Raw genomic sequence first — 23,146 nt, 5'->3', positions numbered from 1 at the left:
GCATGTCGACTCCGAGTTCGGTCCGCGTCCGCTTCTGTCCGTCGCCCACCGGGACCCCGCACGTCGGACTGATCCGCACGGCCCTGTTCAACTACGCCCACGCCCGACACACCGACGGCGCCTTCGTGTTCCGCATCGAGGACACCGATGCCGCCCGCGACTCCGAGGAGTCGTACGCGGCACTGCTCGACGCGCTGCGATGGCTGGGGCTGAACTGGGACGAGGGCCCAGAGGTCGGTGGCCCCTATGAGCCCTACCGGCAGTCGTTGCGCGCCGACCTCCATCGCGACGTCGTCGCGCGTCTTCTCGACGCGGGCGAGGCGTACGAGGCGTTCTCCACCGCCGACGAGGTCGAGGCGCGGCACCGCGCCGCCGGTCGCGACCCGAAGCTCGGATACGACAACCACGATCGCGATCTGACCGACGAGCAGCGCGAGGCGTACCGGGCCGACGGGCGCCCCTCGGTGGTGCGGCTGCGGATGCCCGACCACGACATCGTGTTCGACGACCTCGTGCGCGGCACCATCACCGCCCGCGCCGGGTCGGTGCCCGACTTCGCGCTCACCCGCGCCTCGGGTGATCCGCTGTACACACTGGTGAACCCGGTCGACGACGCCGCGATGAAGATCACCCATGTCCTGCGCGGCGAGGACCTGTTGTCGTCGACGCCGCGGCAGATCGCGCTGTACGAGGCGCTCATCCGTATCGGTGTCGCGGAGGCGGTCCCGCAGTTCGGGCACCTGCCGTTCGTGATGGGCGACGGCAACAAGAAGCTCTCCAAGCGTGATCCGCAGTCGAGTCTGTTCCATCATCGTGATCGTGGCTTCATACCCGAAGGTCTGTTGAACTATCTGGCACTGCTCGGTTGGGGCATCGCCGACGACCACGACCTGTTCTCCCTCGACGAGATGATCGCCGCATTCGATGTGCGACAGGTGAACTCGAACCCGGCCCGCTTCGATCTCAAGAAGGCCGAGGCGATCAACGCCGAGCACATCCGTCGACTCGCGCCCGAGGACTTCGCCGCACGGCTGCTCGGCTACCTCGTCGACCGGGGGTTGCTGTCGGCCACCGCCGACACCTCGTCGTTCCCGGTCATCGCCGAGCTGGTGCAGACGCGCATCCAGGTGCTGGGGGATGCCTGGCCGCTGATGTCGTTCCTCTTCACCGCCGACGCCGACCTCACCATCGACGAGGGGTCGGCGGCGAAGAACCTCGGACCCGACGCCGCGCCGGTGCTCGACGCGTCTATCGCCGCCGTCGAGGGCGTGTCGGCGTGGTCGACGTCGGCCATCGAGGAGGCCCTGAAGGCGGCCCTGGTGGAGGGTCTGGAGTTGAAGCCCCGCAAGGCCTTCGGTCCGGTGCGGGTCGCGATCTCCGGATCGCACATCAGCCCACCGCTGTTCGAGTCGATCGAGCTGCTGGGTCGCGAGAGCACACTCGCGCGCCTGCGTTCGGTCCGTGACAGCTTCTGCAGTGGGGCCTGAGCAGCCGGTTTGTGGTTCGGGTGCCCGCCTTTGATACCCTCCTTCTCGGCGCTTTTCGCGGCCACCGCAGGGTTCTGCGGCAGCTTCGAGCGGCCCTACCTTGGGGTATGGTGTAATTGGCAACACAGCGGTTTCTGGTACCGCCATTCTAGGTTCGAGTCCTGGTACCCCAGCGTCGAGCAGATCGGCGAGAATCGATTTTGGTTCTCGACGGTCGCTTCGGTAAAATAGCGGCGACGCTGTCGGGAACGACAGATGTCGGTGCGACAAATGAAGATCCTGGCCCCGTCGTTTAGCGGCCTAGGACGCCGCCCTCTCACGGCGGTAGCGTGGGTTCGAATCCCATCGGGGCTACACAGAGATGACCCCCTCACCAGCGAATGCGGTGAGGGGGTCATTTCGCTTCCATGCGGCCCACCTTCAGACCCGCGCCCGCGATGCGAGCACGGCGCTAGACTGCCGGGCATGCGCAGCCGGTCCGCGGTCACGACTGCGACAACCGTCCTCGCGTTGGCCGCATGGACGGGATTCGCCGGCATCTATGTCTCGTTCGGCAGATTCCTCAGATCCGACACCAGCTGTGACGGTGGTGAGCTGCGGGCGTCCACCTTCGGGACGGTCTACCTCGTCATCGTGGCAGCGGTGTGGATGATCCCGTTCGTCGTACTCGCCGTCAGGAAGCGATCGGTTCCGACAACGGTGCTCGTCGTGGTCGCCGCGATCGTGGGGTCGGCGGTCGTGGTCAGCATCCTCTCCCGCCCGGGCGAGTTCTGCTTCTGACCAGAGTGCGCCGTGCTCCTAGAGCTGGTCCGTGCCTGGCTCCGAATGCGGACTCGAACCACCGTCGTCGTCCGCGCGGCCTGCCGCGTCGATGCTCGTCACGCCGGTCGCGGCGGTCCACAGCAGCGACCCGTGTTCGAAGTCCTGGCGGCGACCACCGGCCCAGGGGTACTCGTTCGACGTCGGGTAGCCCAGGGCGCTGTCCTGCCAGCCGGCCGCCGCGTAGTGATCGCCGATGAGCCCGTGCACGTAGTAGCCGCGCGGCGAACCGTTCTGACGGAACAGGACGCCACCGGCGAACGCCTGCACGCCGCCGCCGGGGAGCACGAGGTGCGGCCACACGGGATACCCGAGCGGACCGCGTTCGAAGTCGTAGTCACCGGCCCACGACTCGAAGAGTCCGCCGTGCGGGATCGGGATCGCGTGGATGCGTCCGTCGGCAGACCTCGGCATCGTCGGCGACCAGTAGATGTGCGCGTGCTCGAATTCCGCGAACCGGCCCCGACCGTCGGGGGTGGTGCGTTCACCGACGGTGATCCGCCGCCCGAGCCAGTTCGCGGCGACCCGCGCCGCCGCGTCGATCTCGTTGACGACCGCCGGGGCTATGCCGCACCGCGCCGCGAACTGGTCGGCCGACAGGCCGTCGGCGGAGTTCATGTCGCAGTTGCCGAACGGGGGAGCGCCCTCGGGTAGCCCGCCGCCGTATCCGCTGCCGTCGGTGTATTGGTGGGCGATCTGGCCCGGCAGGTTCGGATTGCTTCCGTATCCCGCGCCGATCACCTGCAGCCCCGGCGGCCGGGTCCGCCACAGGCCGAAGAAGTCGGCGGCATTGGCGTATCCGATGACGCGGCGGGCGTTGCCGCCGGTGTACTCGACGAGATTCGCGTATGTCCGGTTGATCCAGTCGGATCCGTCGCCGGGCGGGTTGCCGCCCGATTCGACGTCGAGCATCAACACCACCCGCGGATGCAGCCCGCCGGAGGAATCGATCATGTCGCGCAGGGTGTTCGCGGTCTCGAGCCAGTTCGGGCGCACATAGCAGTAGACGATGCCGACCCGGAGACGACCGCTGTCGAGGGAACGGCGCACCCACGCGTAGTTCTGTGCGAATTGGGGATCGCGGAACGTGCCGTCGTTCGATCGGATCGACAGGATCGGATACGGGTAGCTGTCGTCGACCGGGACCTGGAAGTAGGAGACGTCGGCGAAGAGTGTGTCGGTCATGGGTGTCCGCCGATGGTAGGCACCGTCTGTGCCGTACCTGTGAACCCGCTGGTGATCGCGGTCAACGGGTTCGTATCGGCGTCGAGATTTGTACAGTGGGTGGGGGAGTTCGACGAGCTGCACTCGCAGCAGGGGTGGGGTACCGGGGTGGACACATACCGACACAATCACGCCGTGTTCGACGACGAACGCATCGCGGCGGGCTACGAGCGGCTCAACGCCGGCGCCACGCGATTCCTCGACGCCGGGGAACAGCGGGCGCTGGTGACCGTCGCTCCGCGCTGCCGCGGCACCTCGGTCCTCGATGTCGGCGTCGGGGCGGGTCGCACCACGGCGTTGCTCCAGCTGATCAGTGACGACTATCAGGCGATCGACTACTCACCGCGCATGGTGGCGGCGTTCCGCCGCCACCACCCGGATCTGGACTGCCGGGTGGCCGATGCCCGCGATCTCGTCGATGTCGGCGACGGGCGGCACGGCCTGATCCTGTTCAGCAACAACGGCATCGACGCACTGGCCCACGAGGATCGGGTGGGGGTGCTCGGTGAGTTCCGTCGTGTCGTGGCGGCCGACGGCGTGATCGTGTTCTCCACGCTCAACAAGTCCGGCCCGTCGTTCGGGGAGACGCCGTTCCAACTGCGCCGTCCGACGCAGCGGTCGGTGTCGCTGCGCGCATTGGCCGTTCGCGCTCTGCGATGGATGCTCGAGCCGGGCAGCGCCGTCCGGTCGGTGCGGAACTTCCGCGCGCACCGTCGACTCACGGTCGATCACGGCCGGTGGGCGGTGGGACCGCTCGCCGCACACGACTTCGCCCCGGTGGTGCACTTCACCTCGGTGCCCGATCTGCGCGACACGCTGGCCGAGGCCGGGTTGGTGCCGGAGGCGGTCTTCGACGAACGCGGTCAGGCTGTGGACATGGGATCCGAGGACTGCACGGCCGACAGTTTCACGGTCGTCGCGCACGCGGCGTGATGCCCTGGGTCGCGCACGCGGCGTGCAGCCCGGGGGTGCGGCTCAGAGGAACTGGGCGGTGCTGCCGCCGACCGGCATCTCGGGGATGCCGAGTTTGCGGTGATCCCAGCTGCGGGTGCGGATACCGACGACGCGGACCGCGACGCGCTTGTTCATCATCTGATCGACGAACGGCCGCATCTCGTCGGTGTACTCACCGGTGTAGCGCTCCCACACGCTGATCCCGACGCGCAGCAGGGTGTCGGGATCGTCGACGATCTCGGCGTGTCCCTCGATGGCCACGCCCCGCAGGGTGTCGTAGGTGTCGCCGGCCTCCACCATCACCGACACCGCGGGGTCACGTCGGATGTTGACCGCCTTCTGCGACTTGGCCTTGGTCTCGAACCAGATCTCACCGTCGAGCAGCGCGTACCACATCGCGACGAGATGGATCGATCCCGACGCGGAGCGGGTCGCCAGGGTGGCGGTACGACTGCGGCTCAGGAAGTCGGCGACCTCATCGTCTCCCATCACGATCTGTCCGCGCTGATTGCTTCCCACGTCATGACTCCTGCTCGTCGGTCGGCGTGCCCTCGTGGCCCGTCGCGGTCGGTGCTCCGACCATAAACCGTCGAGCCGAGCGACCGTTCGGTCAGGCGTGGGTGAGGCGTTTGTGGATGGCCTCGGCGGCGGCGAGCAGGTCGGCGGCCCAGCGTGATCCCGGGCGGCGCCCCATCCGGTCGATGGGTCCCGACACCGAGATCGCGGCGACGACCTCGCCGGTCGCGTCGCGTACCGGCGCCGAGACGCTCGCGACCCCGGCCTCGCGTTCGCCGGCACTCTGCGCCCATCCGCGTCGGCGGATCTCGAGCAGTCCCCGCTCGCTGAAGGCGCTGTCGGGCACGAGCGCCCGCTGGGTCGCCGGATCGGCCCACGCGAGCAAGACCTTCGCCCCCGAGCCCGCGGTCATGGGCAGGTGGGCACCGACAGGGACGGTGTCACGCAGTCCTGTGGGTGGCTCCATCGCGGCGACGCACACCCTCTGCGTGCCCTCGCGACGATAGAGCTGCACCGATTCGCCGGTGATCTCGCGGAGCCGCGGCAGCACCATCAGCGCGGCCTCGCGCACCGCGTCGCCGGCGTCGGCGGCGAGTTCGGCGAGGGCCGGGCCCGGACACCATCGTCCCGAGGGATCGCGGACCAGCAGTCGATGGGTCTCGAGTCCCATCGCCAGCCGGTGCGCGGTGGCCCGGGGGAGCGCGGTGCGCGCGCAGAGCTCGTTGAGGTTGCAGGGACTCTCGGCGCACGTGCGGAGTACCGCGACCGATTTGTCGAGTACCCCGACGCCGCTGACGACCATGGCGGGACCCGCTTCTACGGCCTCGTCGGATGGGCTAGAATGTCTCACAGGTCGATACTAGACTCCCGAATATTGGTATGGCGAATATGTGTACGGCACAGAACGTGGAGATCACCCGATGAGCACCGAGACGCAGACGAGCGGACCCCGCACCCTGGCCGAGAAGGTATGGGCCGAGCACGTGGTGAGGGCCGGCGAGGCCGACAAGAGCGGGCAGCGCGACCCCGACCTCATCTACATCGATCTGCATCTCGTGCACGAGGTGACGAGCCCCCAGGCGTTCGAGGGTCTGCGCCTCGCGGGTCGGCCGGTGCGTCGTCCCGACCTGACCATCGCCACCGAGGACCACAACGTCCCGACCCTCGACATCGACAAGCCCATCGCCGATCTCGTCTCGCGCACCCAGGTCGACACGCTGCGCAGCAACTGCGAGGAGTTCGGTATCCGGCTGCACCCCATGGGCGATGCCTCCCAGGGGATCGTGCACATCATCGGCCCGCAGCTCGGGTTGACCCAGCCGGGCATGACCGTGGTGTGCGGCGACAGTCACACCTCGACCCACGGCGCGTTCGGCGCGCTGGCCATGGGCATCGGCACCTCCGAGGTCGAGCACGTGCTCGCCACCCAGACCCTGTCGTTGCGTCCCTTCAAGACCATGGCCATCACCGTCGACGGTGAGCTGCCGGTCGGGGTGACGAGCAAGGACCTCATCCTCGCCATCATCGCGACCATCGGTACCGGCGGCGGTCAGGGACACGTCCTGGAGTACCGCGGTCCCGCCATCGAGAAGTTGTCGATGGAGGCGCGGATGACCATCTGCAACATGTCGATCGAGGCCGGTGCGCGGGCGGGGATGATCGCGCCCGACGAGACCACCTACGAGTACCTGAAGGGCCGTCCGCACGCCCCGCAGGGCGACGACTGGGACGCCGCAGTCGCGCACTGGGATTCGCTGCGGACCGATCCGGGCGCGACGTACGACGCCGAGGTCCACATCGACGCGTCCACGTTGACCCCCTTCGTCACCTGGGGGACCAACCCCGGACAGGGTCTGCCCCTGGGGGCGTCGGTGCCCGACCCGGCCGAGATCGCCGACGAGTCCGCGGCGTCCTCGGCGGAGAAGGCGCTGGCCTACATGGACCTGACCCCCGGGACACCGTTGCGCGACATCGCCATCGACACCGTCTTCGTGGGGTCGTGCACCAACGGGCGCATCGAGGACCTCCGCGAGGTCGCGGGGATCCTCGAGGGCCACACCATCGCCGAGGGCATGCGGATGCTGGTGGTGCCGGGCTCGATGCAGGTGCGGGCGCAGGCCGAATCCGAGGGCCTCGGTGACATCTTCACCGCGGCCGGCGCCGAATGGCGGCAGGCCGGCTGCTCGATGTGTCTGGGCATGAACCCCGACCAGCTGGCCCCGGGCGAGCGGTGTGCCTCCACCTCCAACCGCAACTTCGAGGGCAGGCAGGGCAAGGGCGGCCGCACCCACCTGGTGTCGCCGGCCGTCGCCGCCGCGACCGCCATCCGCGGGCGCCTCTCGGCCCCTGCCGATCTGAACGCCTGACCAACTCCCGCGCTGCGCGCCGCGCCGCGCACGCCCCCAGAAGCGAGGTAACGATGGACGCCTTCACCACCCACACCGGAATCGGTGTGCCGCTGCGCCGCAGCAATGTCGACACCGACCAGATCATCCCCGCGGTCTACCTCAAGCGCGTGACCCGAACGGGTTTCGAGGACGGCCTGTTCGCCGCCTGGCGCAACGACCCGGATTTCATCCTGAACAACGAACCGTGGTCGCGCGGCTCGGTCCTCGTGGCGGGTCCGGATTTCGGTACCGGCTCGTCCCGTGAGCATGCCGTGTGGGCACTCTCGGACTTCGGATTCCGAGTCGTCATCTCGTCACGATTCGCCGACATCTTTCGCGGGAACGCCGGAAAAGCGGGTCTTCTCGCCGCCCAGGTCGAGCAATCCGATGTCGAATTGATCTGGAAAAGGCTCGAGGAAACGCCCGGGACGGAAATCACGGTCAGCCTTGAGGATCGAACCGTGGCCGTTGGTGACCTGGTGGTGCGCTTTGGGATTGACGACTACACGCGATGGCGTCTGATGGAGGGTCTCGACGACATCGGACTGACATTACGCCAGGTAGAAGCCATTTCCGAGTACGAAAAGGTAAGGCCCCATTGGAAACCTGCGACGCTCTGACAGCGTCGCAGAACCGCGTATCGTATGTCGTCTAACGACATTGCGCCTCGCCACGCCGAAATTCATTGTCGCGAGGACGTGGAACTTTTCGTTCTCGACGTTTACCGTGTGCTGTAGCTGGCTCAACGTGAGCCATCGGAGCTTGCGGAGGTTGATTCAATGAACAAGGCAGAACTCATCGAGGTGCTGACAGACAAGTTGGGCACCGATCGGAAGACGGCGACCGACGCCGTCGAGCACGTGGTCGACACGATCGTTCGTGCGGTGAACAAGGGTGAGAGCGTGACGATCACCGGATTCGGTGTCTTCGAGAAGCGCAAGCGCGCCGCTCGCGTCGCCCGTAATCCGCGCACCGGCGAGACCGTGAAGGTGCGGCCCACCTCGGTGCCGGCGTTCCGTCCCGGAGCCCAGTTCAAGGCCGTCGTCGCCGGCAAGCAGAAGCTGAGCGCGACCGGTCCCGCGGTCAAGCGCGGCAGTGGCGCGACCACAACCGCGACCAAGACCGCAGCGAAGAAGGCCCCGGCCAAGAAGGCCGCGCCCGCGAAGAAGGCTGCCCCCGCGAAGAAGACGGTCGCGAAGAAGACCGCTCCGGTGAAGAAGGCCGTCGCGAAGAAGACCGCTCCGGTGAAGAAGGCCGTCGCGAAGAAGACCGCTCCGGTCAAGAAGACGGTCGCGAAGAAGACCGCTCCGGTGAAGAAGGCCGTCGCGAAGAAGACCGCTCCGGTCAAGAAGGCCGCCGCGAAGAAGGCTCCGGCCCGCAAGGCCCGCGCACGCTGATATCTCGCTGCGCGACGCACGACGCACACGACCCCCGACGGACTTCCCACCGTCGGGGGTCGTGTCGTCTGTAGGGGAGTCCGGTTCAGCGCAGGGGGTTGTCCACGTGGTCGACCGCGACGATGGCGTCACCGGACATCGAGATGGCCCACATGCTCGCCTTGCGGTTGCGTGTCCGGGGGAGCGACACGTCGTGGCCGTCGGTCCACGCCGCGAGCAGAGGCGGAATCACCTTGCCCTGGCTGCAGATCACCGGCACCACCGAACGGTCCGCGGCGATCTCCCGAAGGCGCGTCAGGGCCGCGTCCGGGTCGTCGCGGTAGGCCTCCTCCGACAGCGCCGGCTCCACACGGATCGGGGCGTCGAGACGACGGGCCAGAGGCTCGACCGTCTGCAGGCACCGGGTGCGGTCGGCGGCGTGGATGTCGTCGGCGCCGAACATCAGGAACTGGTCGACGAGGAGCTGCGCCTGCGTACGCCCCACGGGTTCGAGCGGCCGCAGCCGGTCGTCGCCACGGTAGCGGGCCGAGCGGCCGGCCTTCGCGTGGCGCACCACGAGCACGGTGTGCAGATCGGCGGGCAGACGACTGAACTCCGACAGCACCTTTCGGTCGGCCCGGAAACTGCACCGATCGCGTGCGCGGGGGATCGACAACCACTCGACGGCGTCGACCTCGTCGTTGACGGCGAATTCGCCTGCGACGCATCTCGCCGACCAGTAGTGGACATGCTTGCGCCCGGACGACGAGGCGAGGTCGTAGTCGACCTTCGCGAGCCGTCGGCCGAGCGCGACGGTGTAGCCGGTCTCCTCGGCGATCTCACGGACCGCCGCGGCGACGAACGTCTCACCCGGCTCGAGCTTCCCCTTGGGCAGGGTCCAGTCGTCGTAACGGGGGCGGTGGATGACCGCCACCTCGAGTCCGGCCCCGTCGTTCTCGGCTCTCCCCTTGCCGGATCCGGTGTGTCGCCACACCACCCCTCCGGCGGCGTAGACCAGTTTCTTCTGCGATGTCATCGTCTCGGTTGTCCGCTCGTGGCTCGCGTGGGCAGACGGCGCTAGGACGCTGTGTCGGCCCGGTTGTGGTGACGACGCGTCAGCTGCTGCTGATGATCGCGTACGTCCTCCCCGGCCGCCGGCGAGGCCGTCCACCGTCCGTTGGACTCCAGCACCCAGCATCGGGTGGTCGGATCCAGTGCGGAGGAGAAGATCTCACCGAGTTCACGGGTCAGGCGCTGATCGCGGACCTGAGCCATCACCTCGATGCGACGGTCGAGGTTGCGGTGCATCATGTCCGCGCTGCCGATCCAGTACTCCTCGAGGGCCCCGAAGTGCAGGATCCGGGAGTGCTCGAGGAACTGCCCGAGAATCGACCGCACCGTGATGGTCTCGCTGACACCGGGCATACCCGGTCGCAGCGCACAGATCCCGCGCACCACGACATCGACGGGCACACCGGCCTGCGACGCCCGGTAGAGCGCGTCGATGACCTGCTCGTCGACCAGGGCGTTGGCCTTCAACTGGATCCGCGCCCGCTCGTCGCCCGCGAGGTGGCGCTCGATCTCGAGGTTGATGCGCGCGATGATGCCGCGGCGCACGCCGTGCGGCGCCACCAACAGGTTGCGGTACTCGTGCTTGCGTGAGTAGCCGGTCAACGTGTTGAACAGGTCGGTGAGATCGGCACCGATGTCCGGGGCGGCGGTGAACAGGCCCACGTCCTCGTAGAGCCGCGCGGTCTTCGGGTTGTAGTTGCCCGTACCGATGTGGCAGTAGCGGCGGATCGTCGACCCCTCGCGGCGGACCACGAGGCATGTCTTGCAGTGGGTCTTGAGGCCCACGAGTCCGTACACGACGTGTACGCCGGCCTGCTCGAGCTGACGGGCCCACTTGATGTTGGCCTGTTCGTCGAAGCGTGCCTTGATCTCCACGAGCGCCACGACCTGCTTGCCCGCCTCGGCGGCGTCGATGAGGGCGTTGACGATCGGGGAGTCACCCGAGGTGCGGTAGAGGGTCTGCTTGATGGCCAGCACCTGCGGATCCGACGCCGCCTGCTCGATGAACCGCTGCACGCTGGTGGAGAACGAGTCGTACGGGTGGTGCACGAGGACGTCGCCCTCACGCAGGGTGGAGAACACACTCTTGGGGGTCTCGCGCTCACCGAAGGCCGGGTGCGTCGCGGGGACGAACGGCCGGTCCTTGAGCGCGGGACGGTCGAGGCCGAACACCTGGAACAGGCACGACAGATCCAGCAGGCCGGGCACCTCGATGACGTCGGCGGGGTCGACGTCGAGCTCACGCAGCAACAGCTCGAGCATGTGCTCGCTCATGTCGTCGGCGACCTCGAGACGCACCGGCGAACCGAAGCGGCGCCGGGCCAGTTCACGTTCGAGGGCCTGCAGCAGGTCCTCGTCGCGGTCCTCCTCGACCTCGAAATCGGCGTTGCGCGTGATGCGGAAGACGTGGTGCTCGACGATCTCCATCCCGGGGAACAGGTGCTCGAGGTTCGCCGCGATGAGCGTCTCCATCGGCAGCAGGATGGTGCGCGGCGTGCCGTTGTCGTCCTGCGGCGGCATGAGCTTGCCGACCTCGACGAAGCGACTCACGTTGTCGGGCACCTTCACACGGGCGAAGTGTTCGCCTCCCTCGGTGACGTCCTTGACGGTCACGGCGAGGTTCAGGCTCAGGCCGCTGATGTAAGGGAAGGGGTGCGCGGGGTCGACCGCGAGCGGGGTCAGGACCGGGAACACCTCCTCGTGGAAGTACTCCGACATGCGTGCCCGCTCGTCGGCGGTCAGCTCGTCCCACGACATCACGTGGATGTTGTTGTCCGCCAATGCCGGACGCACGGAGTCGAGGAACACCCGCGCGTGGCGTTCGGCGATGGTCTGGGTACGTCGGGCGATCTTCGACAGCTGCTCGCGGGGCGACAACCCGTCGGCCGACCGGACCGACAGTCCTGTCTCGTCACGTCGTTTCAGCCCGGCGACGCGGACCATGAAGAACTCGTCGAGGTTCGAGGCGAAGATCGCGAGGAACTTCGCCCGGTCGAGCAGGGGCAGCGAGGTGTCCTCGGCGAGGGCCAGGACCCGGGAGTTGAAATCGAGCCAACTCAGTTCGCGGTTGAGGTAGCGGTCGTCGGGGAGGTCGGCCGCCTCGTCGGGCAACAGGGTCGCCGCCGGCGGTGCCGCGGGAAGGGTCGACGCCTCCATCGACTCCTCGGTGACCCCGTCGGTCGGTGCGGGCGGCGGGGGCGAGACGTCGGTGCCCGGCGCCCCGTCGGTGTGCGTGCTGTCGGTGTGCATGCTTTCCGGGGAACTCACGCGACCATCATGACGCATGAGGGGTTGGTGTCGCGCCCAGGGACGACAGCGATCCGTCGTCGAGGACTCGTGCGGTGGCCGTCCCGACGCCCAGGGCGCGGGCGACGTGGAGGTCGTCGACGGTGTCGACGTCGGCGCGGAGGTCCGGCCACCGGTCCGGATCGCCGTCGGTCAGGTCGACCGCACCCCCGGCGCGGTGGGCGGCCGCCGAGTCGAGACCGAAACGTGTCGTCACGTCGGCGTTGTCGGACAGGATCAGCATGGCGGTGCCCGTCCCCGACCGGTCGGGGACGAAGGAGCGGGAGTGTGCGGTCGACATCGCGAGCACCTCACGGAGATGGTCGGTGCGCGCCGTCGGCAGGTCGGCCTGCAGGACGATGACCCGGGTGCCGGGCGTGCGACCGGACGCGGCGGCGATGCCGCGGGCGAAGGCACGGTTCAGCGGGCCCCCGTCGCGTGCGGACACATCGTGGGCCGCGGGATGGGCGCCCCCGTCGTCGACGGCGCGGGCCCCGAGATCGGCGGCGGCGGCGGCCACGGTCGCATCCGGCGTCACCACGACCACGTCGTCGACGCCGGCCGCACGCGCCGCGACCACGGTGTCGGCCATCATCGCGAGGACGAGGTCGCGTCGCGCCGCCGCCGACAGCACCGGCGACAACCGTGACTTCGCATCGGTCAGGTCTTTGACCGCCAGCACCGCGGCCAGCCCACGACCGCCCGCGCCCGCACCGGCCGACGCGCCGAGCGGGTCGGGCCGCGTGGCCGGACGCCGATCCTGCATCCGCCCATGATGCGACGTCGGCGGTGCGCGGCGAGCACTAGGGTGGTGCGCGAGTGGCGCGGCACCGTGCCGCGGGGTCGCCAGACGAGGAGGTCGCGACGTGCGTGCAGCGGTGATGGGTTCGGGATCGTGGGGCACCGCGATGGCCGCGGTGCTCTGCGACGCGGGCACGCCGACCGTGCTGTGGGCACGCCGACCGGAGCTGGCCGCGAGGATCACCGACGACCACGTCAACCCCGACTACCTTCCCGGGATAGACCTGCCCGCATCGCTGTCGGCGGTCAGCTCGGCCCGCGACGCGCTCGACGGTGCCGATCTGGTGGTGTGCGCCGTCCCGTCACAGTCGTTGCGCGCCAACCTGGCCGGGTGGCGGGACCAGATCGGTCCCGACGCCACGCTGCTGTCGTTGGCGAAAGGCGTGGAGAGCGACACCCTCAAGCGGATGACCGAGGTCATAGTGGAGGTGACCGGAGCCGGTGCCGATCGCGTCGCGGTGCTGAGCGGTCCGAACCTGGCGCGCGAGGTCGCGCAACGTCAGCCCGCCGCGACGGTGATCGCGTGCACCGACGAGGAGCGGGCGCAGCGGGTCCAGGATGCCTGCAGCACCGCGTACTTCCGGCCGTACACCAACACCGACGTCGTCGGCTGCGAGATCGGCGGTGCGGTCAAGAACGTGATCGCCCTCGCCTGCGGGATGGCGTCGGGAGCCGGACTCGGCGAGAACACCCTCGCCTCGATCATCACGCGCGGGTTGGCCGAGACCATCCGACTCGGTGAGGCACTCGGCGCGCGCGCCGAGACCTTCGCCGGTCTGGCCGGTGTCGGCGATCTCGTCGCCACCTGCTCCTCGCCTCTGTCGCGCAACCGATCGTTCGGTTCCCGACTGGGCGAGGGTCGCAGTCTCGTCGAGGCGCAGGAGGCGACGAACGGTCAGGTCGCCGAGGGCGTGAAATCGTGCTCGTCGGTGCGGGCGCTCGCCGCGGCCCACGACGTGGAGATGCCGCTCACCGACGCGGTGCACCGCGTGTGCCACGACGGACTCGGCGTGCGCGACGCGATCGTCGCGCTGCTCAGTCGGTCGACGAAACCCGAATAACGCCCGTTCGTCGTCGACGACCGGGCCGGGGGCGACAGGTCAGGACCCGAGGTCGATCGACGCGCGGGGCAGGATCCGGTCGAGGATCCGCGAGGTGTCGGCGATCGGGCCGTTCCCGGAGTTGCTGGGAAGCCACAGCGCCACATACGGGCGGTGGTCGACCGCGACCCACAGCGTTCCCGTGGCGTCGGGGTCGCCGCTGCCGGTGGCGAACCACTGGACGGGGTCGACGACCTGCAGGGCGGAGGTCGGCGCGAGATCGGTCGGTCGGTCGACCCCGCACCGCAGCTGCACGGGACCGGCGGCGTCGCCGGTCGGCTGCCACTGCACGAGTCCGCCGGATTCAGAGCGGTCGTCGAAACCGGCGAAGGTCGCGGGCAGTGCGGCGATGAGCTTCGCGCAGTCCGGTTCGGCGGACTGCGGTGCGGCGGCCGACGCCAACGGCAGCGAGTCGCCCGAGGAGTCGGTACGGAACGCCGCGATGGCGATGAACAGCACGATCACCATCACCGGGATGGTGACGAGGGTCGCGATGAGGGCGGGGCTGCGGCGACCGGTGGAGTCGCTCACGAGGGCCGCGCGTCGGTGACCACCGGGCAGGTCAGGGTGCGGGTGATGCCGTCGACCCGTTGGATCTGCGGGACCACCGCGGACGCGAGATGGGCGGCGTCGTCGGTGTCGACGCGGACGATCACGTCGTAGGGACCCGACACCTCCTCCGAGGATGCGACACCGTCGATCTCGGCGATGGACTTCGCGGCCTGGGCGGCCCGGCCCACCTCGGTCTGGATCAGGATGAACGCCGCGACCATGACCTTCCCTTCGTCGGTGTCGATGCCCGCAACGGCGGCCGATCGACCACCCCACGTGGGGTGGATCGAACCGCGGTCGCGGGTCACCCACCCTCGCGGGCGCTGAATAGACTGGCCCATTGTCACCGACAACCCGGCCGGTGCGCGAATCGCAGACCGGAGGGCACGCGGTGGTGGGATCGGGTGAAACCGCTGCGCAACGGGCTGTCGACGGCGTCGCCGGCGATGCCGGGCCGACCGTGGCCGACCTCGGCGAACGCGCGCTCATCGAGCGGTTGACCGCGGTCGCCCGACGGGCCGCACCGTCGGATGACGGTCACGGCGACGTGGTCGTCGTGGGCCCGGGTGACGATGCGGCGGTGCTCGACCTCGCCGGTTCCCTGGTCATCAGCACCGACAGCCTGGTGCAGGACAGGCATTTTCGGCTCGAATGGTCGACGCCCGAGCAAATCGGGGCCCGCGCGGCGGTCCAGAGCTGCGCCGACATCGCCGCCATGGGTGCGCGCAGCGTGGGCATCGTCGTGTCCATCGCGTGTCCGCCCACGACCCCCGCCGCCGTGGTCCTCGGCATCGATCAGGGCATGAACGACGTCGCCGCGGAGTTCGGCGCCCGTGTCGTCGGCGGCGACCTCGTGGCGGCCGGTGAGATGGTGGTGACCGTCACCGTCTTCGGCACCACCGACGGCCGCCCGCCCGTGCGGCTCGCCGGCGCCGCGGTGGGTCAGATCGTCGCGGTCAGCGGCCCGCTGGGATCGTCGGCGGCCGGGTTGGCGCTCCTCGACGCTGGCAACACCGATTTCCCGGAACTGGTTGCCGCACATCGTGTACCGGTCGTCGACCTCCGTCAGGGACCGGTCGCCGCAGACGCCGGTGCGCGGGCGATGACCGATGTGTCCGACGGCCTGGTCGACGAGCTGGAGACCATGGCGGCGGCGAGCGGGGTCGCCCTCGAGATCGACACCGCCGTCATCCCTGCGCATCCGCAGCTACGAGCCGCCGCCGATGCGGTCGGCGCCGACCCGATCCGATGGCAACTCGGCGGGGGAGAGGACCACCAACTGCTCGCCACCTTCGACGGCGCACCGCCGGCCGGTTGGACGGCGATCGGTGCGGTGGTCGCCCCCGGCAACGGACCCCGCGTGCGGGTCGACGGCGCACCCACCGGGGTCCGCGGATGGCAGAGCTTCTGACTGTTCCCCGCGACGGTCCGGATAGATTGGCCCGGTGGCCATCTACGCACTCGACGACCGTGTCCCCGAACTCGCCGACGACGCCTACGTCCATCCCGACGCGACCGTGATCGGTGCGGTGAAGCTCGGCCCCGGGGTGTCGGTGTGGCCCGGAGCGGTGTTGCGCGGCGACTACGGCACCATCACCATCGGCGCGATGACGAACATCCAGGACGGCACCGTCATCCACTGCACACCCATTCACCCGACGGTGATCGGCGAGCGCTGCGTCGTGGGGCACAACGCGCACGTCGAGGGCGCGACGGTGGGTGACAACTGCCTCATCGCGTCGGGATCGGTGGTCCTCAACGGCGCCACGGTCGGCGACGGTGCGATCGTCGGCGCGGGCGCGGTGGTGCCGTTCGACTTCGCGGTGCCGTCGCGGGCGATGGCGCTCGGTGTCCCGGCGAAGATCCGTGCCGGATTCGAGGTCGCCGAGGGCCACGTCGATCTTAACGTGGAGATGTATCACCACAACGCGCAACACTTCCGCGAGCATCTTCGGCGGATCGACTGATGGCGCCGGAGTCGTCGTCGGGTCGGCCCCTGGCCGAGCTCGTCGACCCCGGATGGGCGCAGGCACTCGCGCCGGTGGCCGACACCATCACCGACATGGGGCGGTTCCTGCGCGACGAGCTCGCCGCCGGACGCCGCTACCTCCCGCCGGGCGATCAGGTGCTGCGCGCGTTCACCGCCCCGATGGACGACATCCGCGTGCTGATAGTGGGTCAGGACCCCTACCCGACCCCGGGACACGCTGTGGGACTGAGCTTCTCGGTGTCACCCGAGACGAAACCCGTTCCGCGCTCGTTGAACAACATCTTCACCGAGTACTGCGACGACCTCGGGTTCCCGCGTCCCACCTCCGGCGACCTGTCGCCCTGGAGTCGTTCCGGGGTGTTGTTGCTCAACCGCGTCCTCACCGTGGCGCCCGGCTCACCGGCCTCGCATCGCGGGAAGGGGTGGGAGGCGGTCACCGAACGCGCGATCACTGCACTGGTCGAACGGGATGCACCGCTCGTCGCGATCCTGTGGGGCAAAGACGCGGCATCGCTGCAGCAGTGGATGCCGGGAGTGCCCGCGATCACCTCGGCGCACCCGTCGCCGATGTCGGCGAGCCGAGGGTTCTTCGGATCGAAGCCGTTCTCCCGCGCGAACGCCGCGCTGGCCGAACTGGGGGCCGAACCGGTGGACTGGCGACTGCTTTGAGGCGGTCTGTAGTGGTCTCAGCGTGCGGTGAAGTCGGGGCGGCGCTTCTCGACGAATGCGTCCACCCCTTCGATGCCCTCACGACCGCCGGCGAGGGCGGAGATCGACGCGGCCTCGGCCGCGAGCTGATCGGCGAGCTGCGCGGTGGCGCCGTCGGCGAGTAGTCGTCGCGCGGCGCGCAGAGCCGACCGGGGACCGGCGGCGAGGCGCGTGGCGACCTCGATTGCGGTCGGCACGACGTCGTCGTCGGAGCCGACGACCTGCGACAGGAGGCCCATCTCGAGCGCGTCGGGCGCGGTGATGACGGCGTCGGTGAGGATCAGGCGACGCGCTCGGGCCGCGCCGACGATGCGCGGCAGCGCCCACGTCATGCCGCCGTCGGGCGACAGACCGATACCGGGATAGGCCGCCCGCAGCGAGGTCCCCGGACCACCGATCGCGATGTCGGAGTGGCAGACGATGCTCATGCCCGCACCGGCCGCCCAGCCGCGTACGGCGGCGACCACCGGGGTGTCGGCATCGGCGAGGGCGAGGAGGAGACCGTGGAATCGATCGGCGAGCGCCGCGATGAACGTGGACCGGTCGGGTGCCGCGGCGAACGACCGCACGTCACCGCCGGCACAGAAGTTGGCGCCCGGTCCGTACAGGAGGACGGCGCCGACATCGAGGGACCCGGCGGCCACCTGCCGCAGTGCTGCGGTGCCCTGGTCGAGTCCGTCGGGGTCGAGGGCGTTGCCGCCGCGTTCGGTCGAGATCCGGACATGCAGAACCCCGTCGACGACGCGCGCGAGGTCGCGGTCGACGGGGTCGCTGTCCGGGGAGGTCATGGGTGACCTCGGTCAGCCGCGCACGACCTTGCCGGCCTTCAGGCACGACGTGCACACGTTCAGACGCTTCCGGTTACCCGGGGCGACCTGTGCGCGGACGGTCTGGATGTTGGGATTCCAGCGTCGGTTGGTACGGCGGTGCGAGTGGGAGACCGACTTGCCGAAGCCGGGGCCCTTGGCGCAGACGTCACAGACGGCAGCCATCGTCGAACTCCTCAAGTGTGGGAACAAAGGGTGGTGTCGGTGCGCGGCGACATGCGTCGAAACGGCCTCACGACAACCCTGCAAGGATAGCCGCATGAACGCGATCGGGCCAAATGACGCCGAGGCACGCGCACCGCGCGGTGCGGCGCCGACCGGCGCTCCCTCCGACTCGGTGGCCGGCGCGTCCGGTGGCCGGTCGACCCCGATGGACCCGCGGCTGCTGCGCGACTGGGCCGACGAGTGCGTGCGGGGCCTCACCGCGGTGCGCGGTGAGATCAACGACCTGAACGTGTTCCCGATCCCCGATTCCGACACCGGCAGCAACATGCTGCACACCATGACCGCGGCCGCGGCGGCCTGCGCGGACGCCCCGGCCGACGCCGGCGCGCCGGAGGTCCTGCGCCGGGCCGCCGACGGCGCCGTCGGGCAGGCCCGCGGCAACTCCGGGATCATCCTGTCGCAGGTGCTGCTGGGTCTCGCCGACGCGGCCGGTATCGACGCCGTCGACGGTCACGTGTCCTTCAACCGGCTGTGGACCTCGGGGCTCGGTCTCGCCGCACTGGCCGCGACCCGCGCGGTGAGCGAGCCCCGCGAGGGCACCGTCCTGACGCTGCTCCGGACGGCCGCGGCGGCAGCGGTCGCGGTGGCCGACTCGACTCCCGCCGATCTGGCCCGCGCCGTCGCCGACACCTGCGCCGACGACCTGGAACGGACCACCGAACAGCTGCCCGAGCTGGCCCGCGCCGGTGTCGTCGACGCGGGTGGCCGCGGTCTGCTGGTGCTCTTCGACTCGATGGTCAAGGTGCTGACCGGGGTCTCGGCGCAACGCCGGCGCTACCAGGGGGTGCTCGCCGGCGGCGGCGATCCGATCGGTCATGCGCCGTCGGGCGACGGGTGCGATGCCGTCGGCTCCGACATGGACTACGAGGTCATGTACATGCTCGGCGGTGCGGTCGCCGACCGGATCCCGGTGCTGCGGTCGACGTTGGAGACGCTCGGCGACGCGGTCGTCATCGTCGGTGACAGCTCCCAGTCGACCGGCGAACGGTTCTCGGTGCACGTCCACACCGACGATCCCGGCGCCGCCGTGGAGGCCGGTCTCGTCGCGGGTGACGTCGCCGACATCCGGATCAGCTGCTTCGTGCTCGACGCCCACCGGGCGGCCACCGGTCCCGACGACCGACTGCCGAGTCGTCATCGCGGGGTCGTCGCGGTGGTCACCGGCGACGGTGCCGCGGAACTGTTCTCCGACGCGGGAGCGCGCGTGGTGCGTGCCGACGACGGCCTCGACGCCGCGACACTCGCCCGCGCGATCGTCGATCTCGACGCCGCCCACGTCGTCGTGATGGCCAACGGCGCGATCCCGGCGCAAGACCTCGTGACCGTGGCCGCCGACGCGCGGTCGGCGCATCGGGCGGTGGTGTTCCTGCCGACGCTGTCGATGGTGCAGTGTCTCTCGGCGCTGGCCGTGCACGACCTGTCGGCCGACGCCGACGCCGATGCCTACGCGATGGCCGAGGCGGCGGCCTCGACCCGACGCGGCTCGGTGACCACGGCCACCGAACCGGCGCTGACGCTCGCGGGAACGTGTGAGCCGGGAGATCTGTTGGGACTCATCGGGGTCGACGTGCTCGTGATCGGGCCCGACCAGCTCGCCGCGGCCACCGCCCTGGTCGACCTCATGCTCGGCACCGGCGGTGAACTCGTCACCGTGCTGGCCGGCGCCGACATCGGCACCGATGTCCTCGACGGCCTCGAACGCCATGTCGCCACGGCGCATCCCGGCGTCGAGTTCGTCTCGTTCGCCTCGGGACAGGCCGGTGAGGTGCTGCAGGTGGGGGTCGAATGAGCGCGCGTACCGACGATCCGTTGAGCGGTCTGCTCGGGGACGCGAAGGCCGCGACCTTCGCCGAGGAGATCGGCGTGCACACCGTCGGTGAGCTGATCCGCTACATCCCGCACCGCTACGTCAAACAGGGCCAGCTCTCCGCGCAGTCGCGACCCGAGGCCGGCGAATGGGTGACGCTGGTGGCGCGTGTGGAGAAGGCGGACATGCGGTCGATGAAGTCCCGCAAGGGAAAGATGCTGGTGGTCAAGGCGACCGACGGATCACAGTCGTTCAGCGTCACCTTCTTCAATCCCTATGCGATCGCCCGCGCGTTGACCCCCGGTGTGCGGATGATGGTCGCCGGCACGGTCGGTTACTTCAACAACACCATGCAGCTGACCCACCCGAACTGGATGGTGTTGCCCGACGAGGCCGGCGGTGTCGACTCGGTCGGGTCGGCGATGATGCTGTCGATGGCGGGCGACGCCGCGACGTCCTCGCCGACCGACGCCACCGATCCCGCCGACCTCGGTGAGTTCGACCGCCCGTTCATCCCGGTCTATCCGGCCACGAAAGCTCTGCAGACATGGGACATCTGGCGGGCGGTCCGCTCTGCGCTCGACGCCGTCGACACCGTCGAGGACCCGCTGTCGGACGCCGAACGCGACGCGCGCGGCCTCATCGCCGCCGATGCGGCGTTACGGGCCATCCACCTGCCCGAGACCTCCGACGAGATCGACGCCGCCCGAACACGTCTGACGTTCGACGAGGCACTCGCCCTGCAGGTGGCGTTGGCGCGGCGGCGTTTCGCCGACTCCGGACGTACCGGTCCCACCTGCGATCACGTCGAGCACGGGCTCGAGGACGCGCTGCGGGCGCGGCTGCCGTTCACCCTCACCGACGGCCAGCAGACCGTCATCGGTGAGATCTGCGATCAACTGGGGTCGGGGGAGCCGATGAGTCGGCTCCTGCAGGGCGAGGTGGGGTCGGGCAAGACCCTGGTCGCGCTGCTGTGCATGCTCCGCATGATCGACAACGGCTACCAGTGCGCGCTGCTGGCGCCGACCGAAGTGCTTGCTGCCCAACACCATCGGACGCTGACGACGATGCTGGGTGGGCTCGCGCGGGCCGGCGAACTCGACGCCGAGGATCCCGCGACGCGTGTGACCCTGCTGACCGGCTCGATGAAGACCGCCGGCAAACGCGCGGCGTTGCTCGAGGCCGTCACGGGCACCGCCGGGATCGTCATCGGCACCCACGCACTGCTCGAGGACCGGGTGGACTTCTTCAACCTCGGCCTCGTCGTCGTCGACGAGCAGCATCGCTTCGGCGTGGAGCAGCGCGACACCCTGCGCTCGCGCCGCCGCGACGACCTCGTCCCGCACATGCTGGTGATGACCGCGACCCCGATCCCCCGGACGGTCGCGATGACGGTCTACGGCGATCTCGACACCTCGACACTGCGCGAACTGCCGGCGGGGCGCCGTGCGATCACCACCAACGTGGTGCCGCAGTACCTGCCGAAGTTCGAGAGCCGACTCTGGGAGGTCGTCGACGAGGAGGTCACCGCGGGCCGACAGGTCTACGTCGTCTGTTCGCGGATCGGCGACGACGGCACCGCGGCGGGCGCGAAGTCGGAGGAACGCGAACAGCGGGGACAGGGGATGCCCACCCGCTCGGCGGTGGAGATGTTCGCCGAGATCACCTCCGGACCCCTGGGCCGCCACCGCGTCGAACTCCTGCACGGTCGCCTCCCCGCCGACGAGAAGACCGGGGTGATGGACGCGTTCACCCGTGGCGAGATCGACATCCTCGTCTCGACCACGGTCGTCGAGGTCGGTGTCGACGTGGCGAACGCGACCACGATGGTGATCGTCGACGCCGAGCGGTTCGGGGTGAGCCAGCTCCACCAGCTCCGCGGTCGCGTGGGCCGCGGTGGGCTGCCCGGTCGGTGCTTCCTGCGGACCGCCACGAAAGCTGGTTCGCCGGCGATGGAACGGTTGAGGGCCGTCGAGGCGTCCAATGACGGATTCGAACTCGCTCGGATCGATCTGATCGCACGCAGGGAAGGAGACGTCCTCGGTGCCCTGCAGTCCGGAGAGTCGTCCTCGCTGCGGTTCCTCTCGCTCATCGACGACGTCGACGTCATCGCCGATGCGCGGGTGTTGGCCGCGGAGATCGTGCCCGGCGACATCACGTTGGCCCGGCACCGTCCGCTGGCCCTGCTCGTCGAGTCGGTCCTCGGACCGTCACGCGCGGCGTTCCTCGCCAAACCCTGACGGCGCTTCCCGGCACATCTGCGACCGGCGTGCGCAGGCGATGCGGTGACCGGGGCGATGGCACTGTCGGTGCGGGCATGGACGACCCTCATCGCGTGGGTGGCGGTCACGGTGACCGTCGCCGTCATCGCGGTGTGGCCCACGCGGCCACCGATGCCGCACCGCGACGTCGCCGCGGTGCGGGTCGCCCTGGCCGCGGTTCCGGTGGTGGCACACCGGGCCCGCCCGGAGCACTACGACCGCGCGGCGTTCGGGACGGCCTGGGCCGACGGATCCGACGCCCAGGACGCCGGCAACGGCTGCGACACCCGCAACGACATCCTCGACCGCGATCTCCGCGACAAGACCTACGTCGAGGTCGCGTCGTGTCCCCGGGCGGTCGGCAGCGGTGAACTGCGCAGCCCGTACACCGGCGAGTGGATCGACTTCCGGCGCGGACGCGGCAGCGGCGCCGACGTCCAGATCGACCACATCGTCCCGCTGTCCTACGCCTGGGACATGGGCGCGGCAGGCTGGGACGCCTCGACCCGCCTGCGGTTCGCCAACGACCCCGCCAACCTCGTCGCGGTCGACGGGGACTCGAACCAGGACAAGAGCGACTCGCCGCCGTCCGCGTGGATGCCGCGGCGGACGTCGTTCGCCTGCCAGTACGCGGTGCAGTTCGTCACCGTCCTCGTGACCTACCGGCTGTCGGTCGACGCGGGTTCGGTCCCGGTGCTGCGTCGGTCACTCGACCGCTGCTGACCGGCGGTGATGGCCCCGCGTTAGGCTGGTCC

Annotated in this window: 23 protein-coding genes, 2 tRNA genes and 1 pseudogene; 15 read left to right on the top strand and 11 right to left on the bottom strand. The window is 69.6% G+C overall.

The window, feature by feature from the left end; translation table 11 throughout:
- Positions 1–2: 2 nt before the first annotated feature.
- From gltX to ASG12_RS13345, 4 genes are all read left to right on the top strand, one after another.
- Complete coding sequence (gene gltX, locus ASG12_RS13360) at positions 3–1,487, top strand: glutamate--tRNA ligase (RefSeq protein WP_055790253.1); 1,485 nt, start codon at positions 3–5, stop codon at positions 1,485–1,487.
- A 101-nt stretch (positions 1,488–1,588) separates the two neighbouring features.
- Positions 1,589–1,660 (top strand) — tRNA-Gln (locus ASG12_RS13355).
- A 108-nt stretch (positions 1,661–1,768) separates the two neighbouring features.
- Positions 1,769–1,841: transfer RNA gene (locus ASG12_RS13350), tRNA-Glu, on the top strand.
- Positions 1,842–1,952: 111 nt separating this feature from the next.
- A complete protein-coding gene (locus ASG12_RS13345; protein WP_055790250.1) occupies positions 1,953–2,267 on the top strand; it encodes a hypothetical protein in 315 nt (104 codons plus the stop codon).
- An 18-nt stretch (positions 2,268–2,285) separates the two neighbouring features.
- On the opposite strand, the gene ASG12_RS22345 is transcribed toward ASG12_RS13345, so the two are convergent.
- Together ASG12_RS22345 and ASG12_RS22340 are read right to left on the bottom strand one after the other, a co-directional pair.
- Complete coding sequence (locus ASG12_RS22345) at positions 2,286–2,804, bottom strand: LGFP repeat-containing protein (protein ID WP_443089096.1); 519 nt, start codon at positions 2,802–2,804, stop codon at positions 2,286–2,288.
- A 66-nt stretch (positions 2,805–2,870) separates the two neighbouring features.
- Positions 2,871–3,491 (bottom strand): annotated as a pseudogene (locus tag ASG12_RS22340) (hypothetical protein); the annotation flags it as partial.
- 174 nt (positions 3,492–3,665) lie between these two features.
- On the opposite strand from ASG12_RS22340, the gene ASG12_RS13335 reads away from it, so the two are divergent.
- Positions 3,666–4,463, top strand: a complete 798-nt coding sequence (locus ASG12_RS13335) for a class I SAM-dependent methyltransferase (protein WP_235456791.1) — start codon at positions 3,666–3,668, stop codon at positions 4,461–4,463.
- 42 nt (positions 4,464–4,505) lie between these two features.
- On the opposite strand, the gene ASG12_RS13330 is transcribed toward ASG12_RS13335, so the two are convergent.
- Both ASG12_RS13330 and ASG12_RS13325 read right to left on the bottom strand, forming a co-directional pair.
- Positions 4,506–5,003, bottom strand: a complete 498-nt coding sequence (locus ASG12_RS13330) for a pyridoxamine 5'-phosphate oxidase family protein (RefSeq protein WP_055790248.1) — start codon at positions 5,001–5,003, stop codon at positions 4,506–4,508.
- Between the two features lie 91 nt (positions 5,004–5,094).
- Positions 5,095–5,802, bottom strand: coding sequence for an IclR family transcriptional regulator (locus tag ASG12_RS13325; RefSeq protein ID WP_045823220.1), 708 nt, complete (start codon positions 5,800–5,802; stop codon positions 5,095–5,097).
- A gap of 118 nt (positions 5,803–5,920) precedes the next feature.
- On the opposite strand from ASG12_RS13325, the gene leuC reads away from it, so the two are divergent.
- The 3 genes from leuC to ASG12_RS13310 all read left to right on the top strand — a co-directional run bounded on the left by leuC (position 5,921) and on the right by ASG12_RS13310 (position 8,784).
- Positions 5,921–7,366, top strand: coding sequence for a 3-isopropylmalate dehydratase large subunit (gene leuC, locus ASG12_RS13320; RefSeq protein ID WP_055790932.1), 1,446 nt, complete (start codon positions 5,921–5,923; stop codon positions 7,364–7,366).
- Positions 7,367–7,419: 53 nt separating this feature from the next.
- Positions 7,420–8,007: a 3-isopropylmalate dehydratase small subunit gene (gene leuD / locus ASG12_RS13315; protein WP_055790246.1), complete on the top strand. Its 588-nt coding sequence runs from the start codon at positions 7,420–7,422 to the stop codon at positions 8,005–8,007.
- Between the two features lie 159 nt (positions 8,008–8,166).
- Positions 8,167–8,784 carry an HU family DNA-binding protein gene (locus tag ASG12_RS13310; RefSeq protein ID WP_045823218.1) on the top strand — a complete coding sequence of 206 codons (618 nt, stop codon included), beginning with the start codon at positions 8,167–8,169 and terminating at the stop codon, positions 8,782–8,784.
- Between the two features lie 85 nt (positions 8,785–8,869).
- On the opposite strand, the gene ASG12_RS13305 is transcribed toward ASG12_RS13310, so the two are convergent.
- The 3 genes from ASG12_RS13305 to cofC form a co-directional block, all read right to left on the bottom strand.
- Positions 8,870–9,799: an NUDIX hydrolase gene (locus ASG12_RS13305; protein WP_055790243.1), complete on the bottom strand. Its 930-nt coding sequence runs from the start codon at positions 9,797–9,799 to the stop codon at positions 8,870–8,872.
- A 41-nt stretch (positions 9,800–9,840) separates the two neighbouring features.
- Positions 9,841–11,991 (bottom strand): RNA degradosome polyphosphate kinase, encoded by a 2,151-nt coding sequence (locus tag ASG12_RS13300; protein WP_055790929.1) that lies wholly within the window; start codon positions 11,989–11,991, stop codon positions 9,841–9,843.
- Between the two features lie 118 nt (positions 11,992–12,109).
- Complete coding sequence (gene cofC / locus ASG12_RS13295; protein ID WP_082501969.1) at positions 12,110–12,886, bottom strand: 2-phospho-L-lactate guanylyltransferase; 777 nt, start codon at positions 12,884–12,886, stop codon at positions 12,110–12,112.
- 100 nt (positions 12,887–12,986) lie between these two features.
- On the opposite strand from cofC, the gene ASG12_RS13290 reads away from it, so the two are divergent.
- A complete protein-coding gene (locus ASG12_RS13290) occupies positions 12,987–13,982 on the top strand; it encodes an NAD(P)H-dependent glycerol-3-phosphate dehydrogenase (RefSeq protein WP_055790240.1) in 996 nt (331 codons plus the stop codon).
- Positions 13,983–14,021: 39 nt separating this feature from the next.
- On the opposite strand, the gene ASG12_RS13285 is transcribed toward ASG12_RS13290, so the two are convergent.
- Positions 14,022–14,552, bottom strand: a complete 531-nt coding sequence (locus ASG12_RS13285) for a DUF3515 domain-containing protein (protein ID WP_235456790.1) — start codon at positions 14,550–14,552, stop codon at positions 14,022–14,024.
- Positions 14,549–14,794 carry an Lrp/AsnC ligand binding domain-containing protein gene (locus ASG12_RS13280; RefSeq protein WP_055790921.1) on the bottom strand — a complete coding sequence of 82 codons (246 nt, stop codon included), beginning with the start codon at positions 14,792–14,794 and terminating at the stop codon, positions 14,549–14,551. The genes ASG12_RS13285 and ASG12_RS13280 overlap by 4 nt, the downstream gene beginning before the upstream one ends.
- Before the next feature lie 140 nt (positions 14,795–14,934).
- On the opposite strand from ASG12_RS13280, the gene ASG12_RS13275 reads away from it, so the two are divergent.
- From ASG12_RS13275 to ASG12_RS13265, 3 genes are read left to right on the top strand one after another with little or no spacing between them, the layout of a single operon-like run.
- Positions 14,935–15,984: a thiamine-phosphate kinase gene (locus tag ASG12_RS13275; RefSeq protein ID WP_235456788.1), complete on the top strand. Its 1,050-nt coding sequence runs from the start codon at positions 14,935–14,937 to the stop codon at positions 15,982–15,984.
- Between the two features lie 34 nt (positions 15,985–16,018).
- Positions 16,019–16,540, top strand: coding sequence for a gamma carbonic anhydrase family protein (locus tag ASG12_RS13270; protein WP_055790237.1), 522 nt, complete (start codon positions 16,019–16,021; stop codon positions 16,538–16,540).
- Positions 16,540–17,232: a uracil-DNA glycosylase gene (locus ASG12_RS13265; RefSeq protein WP_055790236.1), complete on the top strand. Its 693-nt coding sequence runs from the start codon at positions 16,540–16,542 to the stop codon at positions 17,230–17,232. The genes ASG12_RS13270 and ASG12_RS13265 overlap by 1 nt, the downstream gene beginning before the upstream one ends.
- A gap of 17 nt (positions 17,233–17,249) precedes the next feature.
- Here ASG12_RS13265 and ASG12_RS13260 read toward each other — a convergent pair whose 3' ends face one another.
- Positions 17,250–18,059: an enoyl-CoA hydratase/isomerase family protein gene (locus ASG12_RS13260; RefSeq protein WP_055790233.1), complete on the bottom strand. Its 810-nt coding sequence runs from the start codon at positions 18,057–18,059 to the stop codon at positions 17,250–17,252.
- A gap of 12 nt (positions 18,060–18,071) precedes the next feature.
- Positions 18,072–18,263 (bottom strand): 50S ribosomal protein L28, encoded by a 192-nt coding sequence (gene rpmB, locus ASG12_RS13255; protein WP_045823212.1) that lies wholly within the window; start codon positions 18,261–18,263, stop codon positions 18,072–18,074.
- A 205-nt stretch (positions 18,264–18,468) separates the two neighbouring features.
- On the opposite strand from rpmB, the gene ASG12_RS13250 reads away from it, so the two are divergent.
- Genes ASG12_RS13250 through ASG12_RS13240 form a run of 3 tightly spaced genes read left to right on the top strand, consistent with a single transcriptional unit; the run spans position 18,469 to position 23,114 of the window.
- On the top strand, positions 18,469–20,112 hold the full coding sequence (locus tag ASG12_RS13250; RefSeq protein ID WP_055790916.1) for a DAK2 domain-containing protein: 1,644 nt from the start codon (positions 18,469–18,471) through the stop codon (positions 20,110–20,112).
- Positions 20,109–22,370, top strand: a complete 2,262-nt coding sequence (gene recG / locus ASG12_RS13245) for an ATP-dependent DNA helicase RecG (RefSeq protein WP_055790231.1) — start codon at positions 20,109–20,111, stop codon at positions 22,368–22,370. Before ASG12_RS13250 ends, recG begins: the two co-directional genes overlap by 4 nt.
- Before the next feature lie 57 nt (positions 22,371–22,427).
- Positions 22,428–23,114: an HNH endonuclease family protein gene (locus ASG12_RS13240; protein WP_055790914.1), complete on the top strand. Its 687-nt coding sequence runs from the start codon at positions 22,428–22,430 to the stop codon at positions 23,112–23,114.
- Positions 23,115–23,146: the final 32 nt, after the last annotated feature.

Source organism: Williamsia sp. Leaf354, from assembly GCF_001424365.1.
Classification (GTDB): Bacteria; Actinomycetota; Actinomycetes; order Mycobacteriales; family Mycobacteriaceae; genus Williamsia_A.
Note: the sequence above shows the minus strand (reverse complement) of the source record. Positions and strands in the feature narration are given on the sequence as shown.

Excerpts from the sequence above, each read along its gene's own strand:
- cofC (WP_082501969.1), bottom strand. The coding sequence starts at position 12,886 with ATGCAGGATCGGCGTCCGGCCACGCGGCCCGACCCGCTCGGCGCGTCG.
- ASG12_RS13250 (WP_055790916.1), top strand. The coding sequence starts at position 18,469 with ATGGACCCGCGGCTGCTGCGCGACTGGGCCGACGAGTGCGTGCGGGGC.
- ASG12_RS13240 (WP_055790914.1), top strand. The coding sequence starts at position 22,428 with ATGGCACTGTCGGTGCGGGCATGGACGACCCTCATCGCGTGGGTGGCG.
- rpmB (WP_045823212.1), bottom strand. The coding sequence starts at position 18,263 with ATGGCTGCCGTCTGTGACGTCTGCGCCAAGGGCCCCGGCTTCGGCAAG.
- leuC (WP_055790932.1), top strand. The coding sequence starts at position 5,921 with ATGAGCACCGAGACGCAGACGAGCGGACCCCGCACCCTGGCCGAGAAG.
- recG (WP_055790231.1), top strand. The coding sequence starts at position 20,109 with ATGAGCGCGCGTACCGACGATCCGTTGAGCGGTCTGCTCGGGGACGCG.
- ASG12_RS13325 (WP_045823220.1), bottom strand. The coding sequence starts at position 5,802 with ATGGTCGTCAGCGGCGTCGGGGTACTCGACAAATCGGTCGCGGTACTC.
- gltX (WP_055790253.1), top strand. The coding sequence starts at position 3 with ATGTCGACTCCGAGTTCGGTCCGCGTCCGCTTCTGTCCGTCGCCCACC.
- ASG12_RS13280 (WP_055790921.1), bottom strand. The coding sequence starts at position 14,794 with ATGGTCGCGGCGTTCATCCTGATCCAGACCGAGGTGGGCCGGGCCGCC.
- ASG12_RS13300 (WP_055790929.1), bottom strand. The coding sequence starts at position 11,991 with ATGGAGGCGTCGACCCTTCCCGCGGCACCGCCGGCGGCGACCCTGTTG.
- ASG12_RS13265 (WP_055790236.1), top strand. The coding sequence starts at position 16,540 with ATGGCGCCGGAGTCGTCGTCGGGTCGGCCCCTGGCCGAGCTCGTCGAC.
- ASG12_RS13305 (WP_055790243.1), bottom strand. The coding sequence starts at position 9,799 with ATGACATCGCAGAAGAAACTGGTCTACGCCGCCGGAGGGGTGGTGTGG.
- ASG12_RS13345 (WP_055790250.1), top strand. The coding sequence starts at position 1,953 with ATGCGCAGCCGGTCCGCGGTCACGACTGCGACAACCGTCCTCGCGTTG.
- leuD (WP_055790246.1), top strand. The coding sequence starts at position 7,420 with ATGGACGCCTTCACCACCCACACCGGAATCGGTGTGCCGCTGCGCCGC.
- ASG12_RS13310 (WP_045823218.1), top strand. The coding sequence starts at position 8,167 with ATGAACAAGGCAGAACTCATCGAGGTGCTGACAGACAAGTTGGGCACC.
- ASG12_RS13260 (WP_055790233.1), bottom strand. The coding sequence starts at position 18,059 with ATGACCTCCCCGGACAGCGACCCCGTCGACCGCGACCTCGCGCGCGTC.